At 55.7% G+C, this 13782-nt stretch carries 12 protein-coding genes; 5 read left to right on the plus strand and 7 right to left on the minus strand.

What is annotated here, in order from left to right; genetic code table 11:
- Positions 1–15: 15 nt before the first annotated feature.
- A complete protein-coding gene (locus B9Y90_RS13270) occupies positions 16–1905 on the plus strand; it encodes an alpha-galactosidase (protein WP_085541489.1) in 1890 nt (629 codons plus the stop codon).
- A 42-nt stretch (positions 1906–1947) separates the two neighbouring features.
- On the opposite strand, the gene B9Y90_RS13275 is transcribed toward B9Y90_RS13270, so the two are convergent.
- The gene (locus B9Y90_RS13275) at positions 1948–2550 is read right to left on the minus strand and encodes a hypothetical protein (RefSeq protein WP_039289619.1); all 603 of its coding nucleotides are present in this window, start codon (positions 2548–2550) and stop codon (positions 1948–1950) included.
- Positions 2551–2692: 142 nt separating this feature from the next.
- Positions 2693–3559 (minus strand): 16S rRNA (cytidine(1402)-2'-O)-methyltransferase, encoded by an 867-nt coding sequence (gene rsmI, locus B9Y90_RS13280; protein WP_039289618.1) that lies wholly within the window; start codon positions 3557–3559, stop codon positions 2693–2695.
- 61 nt (positions 3560–3620) lie between these two features.
- On the opposite strand from rsmI, the gene B9Y90_RS13290 reads away from it, so the two are divergent.
- The 4 genes from B9Y90_RS13290 to dolP are packed head-to-tail and all read left to right on the plus strand — an operon-like array spanning position 3621 to position 7296.
- Entirely contained in the window at positions 3621–5723 is a 2103-nt protein-coding gene (locus tag B9Y90_RS13290) for a penicillin-binding protein activator (RefSeq protein ID WP_085541490.1), read from the plus strand.
- Entirely contained in the window at positions 5681–6076 is a 396-nt protein-coding gene (locus B9Y90_RS13295; RefSeq protein ID WP_085541491.1) for a YraN family protein, read from the plus strand. Before B9Y90_RS13290 ends, B9Y90_RS13295 begins: the two co-directional genes overlap by 43 nt.
- Before the next feature lie 21 nt (positions 6077–6097).
- On the plus strand, positions 6098–6688 hold the full coding sequence (gene diaA, locus B9Y90_RS13300; RefSeq protein WP_008453676.1) for a DnaA initiator-associating protein DiaA: 591 nt from the start codon (positions 6098–6100) through the stop codon (positions 6686–6688).
- A 32-nt stretch (positions 6689–6720) separates the two neighbouring features.
- Positions 6721–7296, plus strand: coding sequence for a division/outer membrane stress-associated lipid-binding lipoprotein (gene dolP, locus B9Y90_RS13305; RefSeq protein WP_008453679.1), 576 nt, complete (start codon positions 6721–6723; stop codon positions 7294–7296).
- Positions 7297–7397: 101 nt separating this feature from the next.
- Here dolP and B9Y90_RS13310 read toward each other — a convergent pair whose 3' ends face one another.
- The 5 genes from B9Y90_RS13310 to B9Y90_RS13330 form a co-directional block, all read right to left on the minus strand.
- Positions 7398–9308 carry a BglG family transcription antiterminator gene (locus B9Y90_RS13310; protein ID WP_085541492.1) on the minus strand — a complete coding sequence of 637 codons (1911 nt, stop codon included), beginning with the start codon at positions 9306–9308 and terminating at the stop codon, positions 7398–7400.
- A gap of 46 nt (positions 9309–9354) precedes the next feature.
- A complete protein-coding gene (locus B9Y90_RS13315) occupies positions 9355–10506 on the minus strand; it encodes a lactonase family protein (RefSeq protein ID WP_085541493.1) in 1152 nt (383 codons plus the stop codon).
- A gap of 266 nt (positions 10507–10772) precedes the next feature.
- Complete coding sequence (gene dagF, locus B9Y90_RS13320) at positions 10773–11513, minus strand: 2-dehydro-3-deoxy-phosphogluconate aldolase (RefSeq protein WP_085541494.1); 741 nt, start codon at positions 11511–11513, stop codon at positions 10773–10775.
- 2 nt (positions 11514–11515) lie between these two features.
- The gene (locus tag B9Y90_RS13325) at positions 11516–12628 is read right to left on the minus strand and encodes a DgaE family pyridoxal phosphate-dependent ammonia lyase (protein WP_039289599.1); all 1113 of its coding nucleotides are present in this window, start codon (positions 12626–12628) and stop codon (positions 11516–11518) included.
- Complete coding sequence (locus B9Y90_RS13330) at positions 12612–13745, minus strand: amidohydrolase/deacetylase family metallohydrolase (RefSeq protein WP_085541495.1); 1134 nt, start codon at positions 13743–13745, stop codon at positions 12612–12614. Before B9Y90_RS13330 ends, B9Y90_RS13325 begins: the two co-directional genes overlap by 17 nt.
- Between the last annotated feature and the right edge of the window lie 37 nt (positions 13746–13782).

Here is a 13782-nt window from a genome sequence, read left to right on the forward strand (position 1 = left end):
ACGTAAGGACCTCTGATGAAGACAATAATAAAAAGCTCCCTGCTTATTATGTTCATGAGCAACGCCGCGCTGGCGGCTCAGTACCAGTTGGAAAACACCAACCTTGCCGTCTCTTTCGACGATTCAGTCTCGGCAGTAGTGGTGAAAGACCGGCTGTCCGACCATAAACTGGCACCCATCGAGCTATTTTTCCTGACGCTGCCGGACGAAAAAGTTATCCATACCGCCGACTTTAAAATCAAAAACGTCAGCAAAACCGCAGATGCCATTCAGATTGATTACGAGCGGGACGATTTCTCGGTCAACGTGACCCTGAAGCTGCTGAAGGGCAAATACGCGGCGGTAGACTATACGCTGCAGGCCAAAGGCCAGCCTCGAGAAGTCGCGAAGATCACCTTCTTCCCAACCAAAGGCCAGGCTCAGGCACCTTATGTCAGCGGCGCCATCAACAGTTCCCCCATCGTGGCGGACAGTTTCTATATGCTGCCGCAAAAACCGATCGTGAATACCTACGCCTACGAAACAACCACTAATCTGAATGTTGAACTCAAAACGCCGATTAAAACCGATGCCCCGGTGACCTATACGGTCTACTTCGGCACGTTTGAAGCAACAGACCAGCTTCGCCGTAGCTTTAATGAATTTATCAACGCCATGCGCCCGCGCCCTTACCAGCCCTATCTGCACTACAACAGCTGGATGGACATCGGTTTCTTTACGCCCTACACCGAGAAGGACGTGCTGACCCGCATGGATGAATACGCCAGCGAACTGATAAGCAAGCGGGGCGTGAAGCTCGACGGCTTCCTGCTGGATGACGGCTGGGACGATTTGACCGGGAAGTGGCTATTTGGCCCGGCGTTTAAGCACGGATTTGGTGTTATCAAAGAAAAAGCGGACAGTTTGCATACTTCCGTTGGGCTGTGGCTCTCACCATGGGGTGGCTATAACAAACCACGCGACGTGCGCGTTTCACACGCCAAAGAGAACGGCTTTGAAACCGTGGACGGCAAATTTGCCCTCTCAGGCCCCAACTACTTCCGCAATTTTAATCAGCAAATCATCGGGCTTATCAAAAACGAACATATCACCTCGTTTAAGCTCGACGGCATGGGCAACGCCAACTCGTACATCAAGGGCAGCCCCTACGCCTCTGATTTTGATGCTTCTATCGAGCTTATCAAGAACATGCGCGCCGCCAACAAAGACCTGTTTATAAACCTGACAACAGGTACCAATGCCAGCCCCTCCTGGCTGTTCTACGCCGACTCCATCTGGCGCCAGGGCGATGACATCAACGTTTACGGCAAAGGCTCGCCGGTACAGCAGTGGATAACCTATCGCGACGCGGAAACTTATCGCTCCATCGTGCGTAAAGGCCCACTGTTCCCGATTAACTCACTGATGTATCACGGTATCGTCAGCGCCGAACATGCTTATTTTGGGCTGGAAAAAGTACAAACGGACCAGGATTTTGCGGACCAGGCCTGGAGCTACTTCGCCACCGGCACGCAGCTGCAGGAGCTGTACATCACGCCGTCAATGCTGAACAACGCCAAATGGGACACGCTTGCCGACGCGGCGAAGTGGTCAAGGGCGAACAGCAGCGTGCTGGTCGACAGCCACTGGGTTGGCGGCGACCCGACGCAGCTTGAGGTTTACGGCTGGGCATCGTGGAGTAAAGAGAAAGCTATATTGGGCCTGCGGAACCCGTCAGATAAGCCGCAAAGCTACTATCTCGACCTGAGTAAGAGCTTTGAAGTGCCGAACGGCGAGGCCACGCGCTTTACGCTGAAGCAGGTTTACGGCAAGAACGGAACATTAACCAACGACTACCGCAAGCCGCTGGTTGTGACGCTGAAACCGCTGGAAACGCTGGTGATTGAGGCCACGCCGGTAAGCTAACAAAATCATAAGGCCCGAATATATCGGGCCTTATTCACGCTGTTATTCACAAGCCTTCTCTGCCACCAGCACAATACCACGGCGGGATTCATCAGGAGACAGGCTCCAAATCTCAGATTCAGGAATGCTTTCACCGTCATAGCAAACACGCTCTCCGTCATAGGGATAGAAGTGCCCATTCTCGGTATTCAGCACAAACACCTTAACGTGCTTCGATGAACGTGCAATACGCCGCCAAATTCCCTGCCCGCCAGAGTACTGCTCATGATCGCTCATTAAGATCAGATCCTTAGCCAGGATAAGATGCTCATAAAGCGTGGTTGCGACTCGCGTATCACGTGCCGGGCTCTCCACAACCACCCCCTCAACCTGAGTCACGGCTTTCGCTTCCCAGTAGCGCTTCACGGCAACAATAGATTCTTCCTGCCTGGTGCTTTTACGAGGAACAAGATCCAACTTAGCTACCACGAGATGGCGAAGTTCGTTGTTGTCATCAAGAGTCGGTTCAGCATAGATAATCGCCGCCGCAGTTTTATCTCTGCGAAAAATGATTAAAGCGGGTTCACCAAGAATTTCCGTGGTTCCAGAAATCTCGAATGCTCTTTCTAATGCTGCAGGGCTGTAACTGATGGGGTAAACGACCATCCTTGAATCTCCTGGTATCAATACCGGCATAAACTTTAACTCCCTTAAAGTCATTCAGTCATGCATAAATTAACACCAGGGAGTTCGTTTTTTAAACGCTAACCGCGTTGCGATGTGAAAACCAGGAGCCGGCTCGAGAAAACTACTTCTCGCTGTTTTCTAAAGCATATTTGTACAAGGCATTCTTTTTCACACCGTGAATTTCAGCGGCAAGCGCTGCCGCCTTTTTCAGCGGCAACTCCGTCTGCAGCAACGCCAGCGTACGTAGCGCTTCGGCGGGCAGTTCGTCATCGCTTTGGACTTTAAAGCCTTCAACAATCAGCACCATTTCGCCTTTGCGGCGGTTTTCATCTTCCTTCACCCATGCCAACAGCTCGCCTACGGGCGCGCCGTGGATCGACTCCCAGGTTTTGGTCAACTCGCGCGCCAGCACCACGTAGCGGGATTCACCCAGCACCGTGCAGATATCATCGAGACTGTCGAGCAGACGGTGGGTGGATTCATAGAAAATCAGCGTTCTCGGTTCCTGCTCAATCGCCTTCAGCGCATCGCGGCGGCCTTTGGATTTTGCAGGCAGAAAACCTTCGTAGCAAAAGCGGTCAGACGGCAAGCCAGCGGCGCTGAGTGCAGCGATAGCGGCGCATGGGCCAGGAAGCGGCACAACGCGAATTCCCGCTTCGCGACAGGTGCGCACGAGGTGGTAACCCGGGTCGTTAATCAGCGGCGTACCGGCGTCGGACACCAGCGCAATGCTTTGGCCTTCCTGCAGCTTCGCCAGCAGCGTTTCAGCTTTTTGTTGCTCATTGTGATCGTGAAGTGCGAAGAGTCGCGCATTAATCGCAAAATGCTGCAGCAAAAGTCCGGTATGACGGGTATCTTCTGCGGCAATCAGATCAACGCTTTGCAACACCGAGAGGGCCCGCTGGGTGATATCCCCGAGGTTGCCGATAGGCGTCGGGACGATGTAGAGCGTACTGGCTGAAATCGCCGCCGTTTCGTGTTGTTTCATTGTTTCATCCGTATTGCCGATTTAATATTGTACATTGGGAAATAAAACCACTGGATACAGAATGCTACCCTCAACCTTGAATCGTTCAAAAGCCGGGCGCTGCCTGCCTGTGTTGCTCGCGGCGCTGATTTTTGCCGGCTGTTCAACCCAGGCGCCGGATCAGTCCGCCACGCTGCTGCAGGGCGACACCACCGCCGGGTCCGCTTACTATCTGCAGCAAATGCAGCAAAGTGCAGATGATAGCAAGACCAACTGGCAATTACTCGCCATTCGTTCCCTGCTAAAGGAAGGCAAACCTCAGCAGGCCGTGGCGTTGTATAACCAACTGCCGCAGCAGCTCAACGATGCTCAAGCTCGTGAACAACAACTGCTGGTGCCGGAAGTGAAGATTGCGCAGAAAGATTTCAGCGCCGCCTCTGCCCTGCTGGAAAAGATTGATCCGAGCGCACTCGACAAGGGCCAACAGAGCCGTTATTACCAGGCTGTGATTGACGCTTCTCAGGGACGCCCGTCTTTAGCGCTGCTGCGCGCGTACATTGCTCAGGAACCGCTGCTGAAAGGCGATGCACATCAAAAGAACATTGATGGCACCTGGCAGGTTCTGTCGCAGTTCTCCCCAGAGCAAATGAACAGCCTGGTGATTAACGCCGACGAAAATATCCTGCAGGGTTGGCTGGATCTGCAGCACGTCTGGAGCGATAACCGGAACGATCCTAACATGCTGAAAGCCGGGATTCAGGACTGGCAAACGCGCTACCCGAATAATCCGGGTTCAAAAACGCTGCCGACTCAGTTGGTGAATGTTCAAAACTTCAAACCGGCTTCAACCGGTAAAATCGCTCTCCTGCTGCCGCTCAACGGCCAGGCTGCAGTGTTTGGCCGCGCGATTGAGCAAGGGTTTGAAGCGGCAAAAAACAACGGCGTCGCACCGGTTGCAGCCGTTCAGCCTGCTGCTCAGCCCGTAGATCCTAATGCGCAACAACAGTCTGCTCAGCCTCAAGAACAGCCTCAGCCGCAAGCGGCCCAAGCCCCCGTAGATCCTAATGCTGCAGTGAGCCCGGCAAGCGCGTCCGTCAGCGATCTGACAGACCAGAAGGCACAGGCCGCAACGCCGAAAACCGCAACACCTGCCGCATCGGTTGCCCAGCCAGACGCGCAAACCGCACCATCTGTTGCCGCGAACCCGTCGGCAGAAATTAAGATTTACGACACTAGCAGCCAGCCGCTCTCTCAAGTTCTGGCCCAGGCACAGCAGGACGGCGCCACGCTGGTCGTTGGCCCGCTGCTAAAAAACAATGTTGACCAGTTGGCCAGCACCAACAGCCCGTTAAATATTCTGGCGCTTAACCAGCCTGAAAACGTGCAGAATCGCCCTAACATCTGCTATTTCGCACTTTCTCCAGAGGATGAAGCCCGCGACGCCGCGGATCACATCTGGCAGCAAAGCCACCGCAATCCGCTGATGCTGATCCCTTCAAACGCTCTGGGCGACCGGGTGGCGAAAGCCTTTGCTACCGAATGGCAGAAACTCGGTGGTGGTCTGGTACTGCAGCAGAAATTTGGTTCAGTGAGCGACCTGAAGCGCGGCATTAACAGCGGTTCCGGGATTGCCCTGACTGGCACCCCGGTAAGTACGCCGTCCAATACGCCACCAGGCGTCACCATTGGCGGGCTGACTATTCCGGCTGCACCAACTGATGCGCAAATCACTGCAGGCAGCAGCGGCAACGTCGATGCGGTCTATATCATTGCGACCTCTGAAGAAGTGGCGCTGATCAAACCGATGATTGCGATGCGCACCGGCAGCCGCAGCAGCGCTCAGCTGTATGCCAGCTCGCGCAGCTCGCAGGGCGTGAACGGCCCGGACTACCGTCTGGAAATGGAAGGTCTGCAGTTTAGCGAAATCCCGATGCTTTCCGGCGGCAATCCACAGCTGATGCAGCAGGCGTTAAGCAGCGTCAATAATGACTACTCGCTAGCGCGTCTGTATGCCATGGGCGTTGACGCCTGGACGCTGGCCAGCCACTTCTCGCAGATACGCCAGGTGCCGGGCTACCAGGTCAACGGCAACACCGGGCAACTGACCGCCAGCCAGGACTGCGTCATTAACAGGAAGTTAAATTGGCTGCAATTCAGTCAGGGCCAGATCGTTCCGGTATCCTGAACCGCAAGCAACGCGGCGCGCGCTATGAACAGCAGGCGCGTCGCTATCTTGAGCGCGAGGGAATGCGCTTCGTAGCCGCGAACGTGCATGTTCGCGGCGGCGAAATCGACCTCATCATGCAACAGCAGCAGGTTATCGTTTTTGTGGAAGTGCGTTTTCGGCGTAACGATAAGTTCGGCGGAGCCGCCGCCAGCGTAACGCGCAGCAAGCAGCTGCGCCTGCTGCATGCCGCTCAGGTTTGGCTTAGCAGCAAAGGTCAAAGTTTTGATACTGTAGATTGCCGTTTCGATGTGTTAGCTTTCACCGGCAATGAAATAGCGTGGCTGACCAACGCGTTTGCCGCCGATATCTAAAAAACTCCAGGTAGAATCAACGTGCTCGAAAGAATCAAAGTCTGCTTCACGGAAAGTATTCAAACTCAGATTGCCGCAGCGGAAGCCCTGCCGGACGCCATCTCCCGTGCCGCGATGACGCTGGTTCAGTCTTTGCTGAACGGCAACAAAATCCTCTGTTGTGGCAATGGTACCTCCGCCGCCAACGCACAGCATTTTGCTGCCAGCATGATCAACCGTTTTGAAACAGAGCGCCCTAGTTTACCGGCCATTGCACTTAATGCAGATAATGTGGTCTTAACCGCGATCGCTAACGACCGTCTGCATGAAGAAGTTTATGCCAAACAGGTCCGTGCGCTGGGCCACGCCGGGGACGTTTTGCTGGCGATTTCCACCCGAGGCAATAGCCGTGATATTGTCAAAGCGGTTGAGGCCGCTGTCACCCGCGACATGACCATCGTCGCGCTGACGGGCTATGACGGCGGCGAACTGGCAGGATTGTTGGGGCCACAGGATGTTGAAATCCGAATCCCTTCTCATCGCAGCGCCCGCATCCAGGAGATGCATATGCTGACGGTAAACTGTTTATGCGATCTGATCGACAATACGCTATTTCCCCACCAGGATGGCTAATAGCTAATTTTGAGAAAGGAGAAGGAATGAACATGAAGGCCATTACGCCAGTCGCAGTTCTTATTTCCGCGCTGTTGCTACAGGGCTGCGTCGGTGCCGTTGTTGTGGGAAGCGCCGCCGTAGCGACAAAAACTGCGACAGACCCACGCACCGTTGGGACTCAGGTTGATGACGGCACGCTTGAATTACGCGTGAACAGCGCGCTCAACAAGGATGAGCAAATCAAGAAAGAAGCGCGTATTAACGTGACGGCTTACCAGGGCAAAGTGTTACTGGCCGGTCAGTCTCCTAATCCGGATCTCGCTTCTCGCGCTAAGCAAATTGCACTGGGCGTAGACGGCGCAACCGAAGTCTATAACGAGATTCGAATTATGGCTCCGGTCGGCCTGGGCGTCGCGTCGAGCGATACGTGGATCACCACAAAAGTTCGATCTCAGTTGCTCACCAGCGACCAGGTAAAATCCTCTAACGTGAAAGTCACTACCGAGAATGGCGAGGTGTTCCTGCTTGGCCTGGTGACCGAACGTGAAGGTAAAGCCGCAGCGGATATTGCCAGCCGGGTTAGCGGCGTGAAGCACGTCACCACCGCGTTCACCATTCTGAAATAACGGCCCCTCACCCTAACCCTCTCCCCACAGGGGAGAGGGAATCAACCAAAGCCTGTCCGGAAAATCCCTCCGAAACCTTTTTGGGTGAGGGTCAATAGCGATTACAGCTTACTCAGGCACTCCATCGCCACCGCTTTAAAACTGTCAAAATCCTTACTCTCGCGCAGCCGAACCATCGCTCGCTCACGCAGGAACGTCACAAACAGGTCGTAAATCGCCATCGCCTCTTCGTATTCGCTTTTGCTAATCGCCAGCAGGAAGATCACGTGTGCCGTCTCATCCCCCCAGCTAATACCGTGCGGCGCCAGCACGGTGTAAACCACCGTTTTTTTCGCCAGCAGGCCCAGCGAGTGCGGCAGCGCAATGCCTTCGCCCAGCATGGTACTGACGATGGCCTCGCGCTCCACCACCGACGGATGAAAATCTGCATCAACCACGCCTTCCCGCTCCAGCTGCTCGCAGAGCGTCAGGAACAGCTGCTGCTGAGTCATAGGCCGATCGATAATGCGGAAATGGCTGGCATCGAAGAATTTCTCCAGCATGTAAGGCCTTGTTCTGTCCACCAGCACCAGCTTGCCAAGCTGCTCGAGCTGATAGTCCGTCGGGAACGGCGCCATCACCACCACCGGCTTTTCTTTCTCATTGATGCGCGCCGTGCTGATCACAAAGTCCTCATCCACGGTTTCGAGCTGCTCGTAGTCGCGCAGAGAAATAATGTTGGTCACTTCCACCTGCGGATATTTACGCAGCAGCATCGCCTGCAGCATACGCACCGTCGAATTCCCGGTATCGCAAACCAGCAGCACGCGAGGATGCCTCTGGTAACCAATGTTGTAATGGCGTTCCAGACCCACGCCGATGTGCAACACCAGAAAACCAATTTCGTTTTCACTGATGGCGTAAGGGGTATATTTTCCCCAGCTTGAGACCGCCGCCAGCGTCATATCGTAAGCCAGCGGATAATGCTGTTTGATGTTAGCCAGCAGGGGGTTCGGGATGTTTATCTGGTAGCGCACCCGGGTGATCATCGTCTTGATGTGGGTCAGCAGGTCGGCGTGCAGCTGCTCGTCGCTAAGAAGGTTGTAGTTATAGTGGGTGTTGATGTAGCGCAGGATGTAGTTAACCAGCGCTTCGTCATCGTCGGCGCTGATCGCGCTCGGCGCCACTTCCTGCACCTGCCGCGAGGCGATATGCACCTGCAGCCACTGCTCTTCAGCTTCGGAAAGCGGCTTACCCGCCAGTTGCTGAAGAAGAGCGGCAATCTGTCTGGCCGCCTCTTTCACCTGGACATCAACGTTATCCGCCGTAAATTCCGGGAGCGGATAGCCTTCGCTGATGCGACGAACCGCCACCGAACAATAGAGGCGAATAAACTGCTCGCCTTCATCGGTCAGGCGGATGTGGCAGCGGGTAAAGCAATCGTGCAGCGAACCGGCGAGCAACTCCGGGACACCCGCGTTCAGCGCTTCTTCCGTCAATAACGGATTTTCGCTGTCCTCTAAGGTTAACTGCCACAGCAGATCGGTCAGGCAGGCGCGAATAGCCGTTTCGCTGCCGAACAGCTTCATGCCGTGGCGCGGGCGTGTCTCAATAGTCAGGTGATAGCGGTTAAACCACTCCCGCACTTCGGCCATATCGCTTTGCAGCGTGGCCCGGCTGACAAACCACTCTTCGGCCAGATCTTCCAGCTTCAGTGAAAACGCCGCCGTCAAAAAACGCACCACAAGGTAATGCACGCGTTCTGGCGAAGTGCGAGGAATACGAAGCTGACGCGGACGATGCTGCACCAGCTCGCCGTAACGCTCAGTATCCTCGATATTCAGTTGATAGCCCGCACCGCGGGTAAGCGTAAACTGAGCCCCGAAGCCTGACATCAGCGCATTAAGCGCCGTGATATCGGCCCGAACCGTACGAGTAGAAACGGACAAACGCCGCGCCAGTTCATCCTGGGGCAGCGTTTCGTTTTGCAGCATCTCAAAAAGCTGAGCCAGCCGTTGATTGGGGAATCTCACTACCGCTTCCTTTGGTTATCGGGGCGTTTAAGCGCCCCGTCCTGCTTTACTTAAACGGGGTGAAGACCATCTGTGACGGGCTTCCCACCGCCGTATAATCCTCGATAAAAGTTAATTTACCGTTGCCCGGGGCCACGCTAAAACGAGTAATGTTGTCGCTGCGCTGGTTCAGGGCATAAAGATGTTTGCCGGTATTATCCAGCGTCAGGCCTCGTGGATAGTCGCCTCGAGTCCAGATATCGTCCTGGTGCGTAAGCTCGCCATTAGCGCCCACGCTGAAATGCGCGATGCTGTTATGCAGGCGGTTGGCCACATACAGTTGCTTGCCGTCGTGGCTCAGCACCAGGCCCGCGGCAAAGCTCGTGCCCTTATAGCCTTTTGGCAGGGAAGAAATCGTCTTTCCTTCGGTCAGCGTGCCTTTCTCTCGGTCGAGCTTGTAATGGGTAAGCGTAGAAGCTTCTTCGTTAATCAACCACAGGCTCGCGCCATCTGCGGCAAAGACAAAGTGGCGCGGTCCTGCGCCTTTTGAAGAGGCGGCGATAAACGGCGGATCGTTTGGCTCCAGCACACCTTTGTTTTGATCAAAGCGATACTGGTAGATCCGATCCAGGCCAAGATCGGTGGAGAATACAAACTTGCCGCTCGGATCGGCGGCAATCATATGGGCATGCGGGCCGTTATGGTCGCTGGCGGCAAAGCTGCCTTCTACCGCAGCTTCTGGTTTCGCCGCCCCCGGCTCACCGCTGTCCTGATGCTTGTCGCTGGCTTCCTGCAGACTGCCATCTGCATTAATCGGCAGCACGGAGATTGAGCCGCTCACGTAATTAGCCACCAGTAGGTGCTTGCCCTGCGGCGTCAGAGACAAGTAGACCGGGCCAGCGCCGCCGGAAGAAACCTGATTCAGTTCGGTCACACTTCCGTCATCGCCCACGCGCAATGCCGCTACCACGCCTTTCTCGGCTTCACTGGCCACATACAGCGTTTTACCGTCAGGCGACGCGGCGAGCTGTGCGGCGTTCGGCAACGAGCTGACCAACGTTTTCTCGCTAAGCGCGCCAGTTTTGGCGTCAACCTGGAAGCGGTAAAGCCCTTCGCCGTTTGGGTTGTAGGTTCCCACCCAGGCGTAATGACTTTGCGCCGCGCTGTTACCGGCGGCGAGTAAGGCAAATGAAGCAACAAGCAGAGTGCGTGCAGACATGCGTTTGTCCTCGAAGTGTGGTTGATGAGGATTATACCCTCACCCTAACCCTCTCCCTAAAAGGGAGAGGGGATCTTTCTTAGTCACATCAGTCTTTCTTTTCTCCCTCGCCCCTTTGGAGAGAGGGGATCTTTCTTAGTCACATCAGTCTTTATTTTCCCCCTCGCCCCTTTGGGGAGAGGGGATCTTTCTTAGTCACATCAGTCTTTATTTTCCCCCTCGCCCCTTTGGGGAGAGGGCCGGGGTGAGGGGAAACAGCGAGCGCTTTACCCCACCAGCTTCTTCGTCATTGCCAACAACGTGGCAACATCTGCCGGACGCGTATTGCCGCTGGCCTTGTCGATAATCGAACTGTAAATATGCGGGATCACTTTGCTAACGCCGGCATCCAGCGCAATCTTCAGGATCTCCTCGTAGTTCTCGAGATCGATGCCGCCGGTCGGCTCCAGCCAGAAATCATGCTTCGCACAGGCTTCCGCTACCGCCTGATACTCTTCGCGGCAGTCCAGCCCACCCATCGGGAAATATTTGATTGAGCTGCCGCCCATATCCTTCAGCAGCGCAATCGCGGTCTCCACAGGCACGATACCGTCTGCAGCGCCAGAGCTTAACGGGCCGGTGGAGATTTTTACCATCCCGACGGTGCCGGTCGGTGAAACCAGGCCGTTGACCACGCTGTCATTCTGGCTCAGCAGCGCACGGCTGGTGCCCACGCCGGTAAACACCTGGTTGACGTGCTGGGGCTGAATCTGGCCGGAGATTTCACTCACCATGGCAGATTGGTTCGGGTCGCCTGCACCAAGGCCAACGGACAGCGCGTTGTCGATGAGCGCCGCGTAATCACGCATGTCGGCGACCGCGCTTGCTACATCCGGGTAGTTTTTAGATAACACGCCGACCAGCACATGGCCTTCCGCCGCCTGGTAAATCTCTTTAGCGTTTTCTTTGGAGCCGGCCAGGACGTTCAGGCACACGCGGTCACGGTAAAAATTCGGGGTCAGTTTCATGCTTATTTCTCCTTGCTTACCAGCGCTTTGATGCAGCGGTAAATAATCTCCAGCTGTGCCGCACTTACGCTGCGCACATCCGCTTCAATAATGCCTTCGTTAGCCTTGTAGCCACGGAAGTAGATGGCGTATTCGCCTTGTTTCAGCTTGCTGACCAGTTCGCCGGTGCTGATGCCAACGGTCGCTTCATCGAACTTGATTTCGCTGCGGGCGATATCACGGCCAGCGGCGTCCCACACCACGCGCGCGGTAACGCCGTTCAGCGTGTTCAGGCTGTCGATAAACGGCGTCATTTTGGCGACCATTTCGGCCCCGCTTTCTTTGGCCGCGCTCAGGTAATGCTCAATCGCGCAGGTCAGGCCGAGAATGCCTTCTTTACCGACTTTCATCGCACGCCCGATGCCGCCAGTTTGCAGCTTCACCCACTCGACGTACTGCTCTTTGCCGATCACCAGCCCGCTGGTTGGGCCTTCAATAGCTTTCGCCCCGCTGTAAATCACCAGGTCAGCCCCGGCGCGGTAATAGCACTGCAAATCTTCTTCCGCCGCAGCGTCAACAATCAGCGGCAGGTTGTGCTTACGTGCCACGACAACAGCCTGCTCAACGCTGAGCATGCTTTTCTGCACCGAATGGTGGGATTTGATGTAAAGAATGGCCGCCGTGCGTGGAGAAATGGCCGCAGCCAGCTGGTCTGCTGAACATTCGTTGGCGTAGCCCGCTTCAACGATTTTGCCGCCGCCCAGGTTCACCATAGTGCCGACCGGCGCACCGAAGTTAACGTTGTGGCCCTTCGGCAGCACAATCTCGTTGTTCTCCAGCGGGGCGGCGTGCAGGTTCTCGATCAGCCATTGATTGTCTTTTACCAGCACCGCAGCTACAGATTGGGCAATACCGGCAGAAGCGCAGGACACCACGGTCGCCGCTTCAACGTCGAGCAGCCCGGCAATGTAGGCGCCGGTCTTGTTGACCAGATCCTTCATTTCGAAGTAGTGATTCATGCCGGTGGTGACCGCGTCCACCACTTCCGGGCGAGGCGTAGACACACCGAGGGCAGTCATGCGGCCAGATGCGTTAATCACCTGTTTTAAATTGTATTTTTCATAGATCGAAGACATGTTCAGCTTTCCCTTGTTCGGTAGTAAACCATTTCCCGGCGCGCACTGCGGCCAACGCCACCAGCGCCTGGTCACCCGTCAGCGTTTGCTGCTCTGCGTCGGTAAATACCGTTGGCTGGCGGCGCAGCTCAAAGACGGTCAGATCGCCATCCAGCCCCACGACCAGGCGGCCTTTATTTTTCAGACGTAATCCATCGGCAGCGTGAGCGGTCACGCAGTCAATAACCTGAGGCAACGACAGGCCAATGGAGAGGAATTTCGACATCACTGCGCCAAGTGAATGCACCGGGCCGCTGATGCGGTTGCGGCAGTAGATATCCGAGCTGATGCTGTGCGGCAGAATGCCCTGCTGAATAGCGACACGCGCCACGTCAAAACTAAAGCTGGCGGTGCCGTGCCCGACATCCAGACGCACGCCGCGCTGAATCGCCTGCGCCACGGAGGCTCTCAGTTGCCCGGCCGGATTAAGAATGCGGTTCGGCTTACCGTTATAGCAGTGAGTGATGATATCGCCGCTGGTCAGCAGCTCGGCCACTTCATCGAGATCCGGCGGGTTGTTGCCGATGTGCACCATCAGCGGCAAGTCACCGTTTTCTTTTTGGATAGCCTTAGCGCGCACCAGCGGCGTAATTCCGTTGTCTCCCACCACGCTGCTGCTCATCCGCGCTTTTAAGCCCACGATAAAGTCCGGGTGGCGCTTCACCGCGCCGCGCACGGCGTCAGCGTCAATATTCGCCATATTGGACAGTTCGTTCTGGGCAATCAGGCCCACGCGGGAGATGTTGAGCAACGCATAAACTTCCGTCGCGGCGCTGCGGGTGATTTGATAGAAATCGTCGACGTCATCGGCCCCGGTGCTTCCGGCATCAACGACCGTGGTCACGCCGGTATGAATCCCTACGCTGTCAGGTTCGTCGTGGTAGATAGGGGACTTGGGATAACAGTGAACGTGGGAGTCAATCCAGCCGGCGCTGACGTAGTACTCGCCGTTCAGCTGGCGCTCTTCAGTTGCCTCGCCGGTTATCTTGCCTAAGGCGGCAATCTTGCCGTCCTTCAGGGCGATATCGATCACGGTATCGTCCACCAGCCGCGCCTGGCGCAGGATCAGGTCAAACATATCTTTCTCCTTAACTGGCGGGCGAGCCGCAGCCCGT

Source organism: Cedecea sp. NFIX57 (assembly GCF_900177785.1).
Lineage (GTDB): Bacteria > Pseudomonadota > Gammaproteobacteria > Enterobacterales > Enterobacteriaceae > Cedecea > Cedecea neteri_C.

Excerpts from the sequence above, each read along its gene's own strand:
- B9Y90_RS13315 (WP_085541493.1), bottom strand. The coding sequence starts at position 10,506 with ATGTCTGCACGCACTCTGCTTGTTGCTTCATTTGCCTTACTCGCCGCC.
- B9Y90_RS13275 (WP_039289619.1), bottom strand. The coding sequence starts at position 2,550 with ATGGTCGTTTACCCCATCAGTTACAGCCCTGCAGCATTAGAAAGAGCA.
- dagF (WP_085541494.1), bottom strand. The coding sequence starts at position 11,513 with ATGAAACTGACCCCGAATTTTTACCGTGACCGCGTGTGCCTGAACGTC.
- B9Y90_RS13290 (WP_085541490.1), top strand. The coding sequence starts at position 3,621 with ATGCTACCCTCAACCTTGAATCGTTCAAAAGCCGGGCGCTGCCTGCCT.
- B9Y90_RS13330 (WP_085541495.1), bottom strand. The coding sequence starts at position 13,745 with ATGTTTGACCTGATCCTGCGCCAGGCGCGGCTGGTGGACGATACCGTG.
- rsmI (WP_039289618.1), bottom strand. The coding sequence starts at position 3,559 with ATGAAACAACACGAAACGGCGGCGATTTCAGCCAGTACGCTCTACATC.
- B9Y90_RS13270 (WP_085541489.1), top strand. The coding sequence starts at position 16 with ATGAAGACAATAATAAAAAGCTCCCTGCTTATTATGTTCATGAGCAAC.
- B9Y90_RS13325 (WP_039289599.1), bottom strand. The coding sequence starts at position 12,628 with ATGTCTTCGATCTATGAAAAATACAATTTAAAACAGGTGATTAACGCA.
- dolP (WP_008453679.1), top strand. The coding sequence starts at position 6,721 with ATGAAGGCCATTACGCCAGTCGCAGTTCTTATTTCCGCGCTGTTGCTA.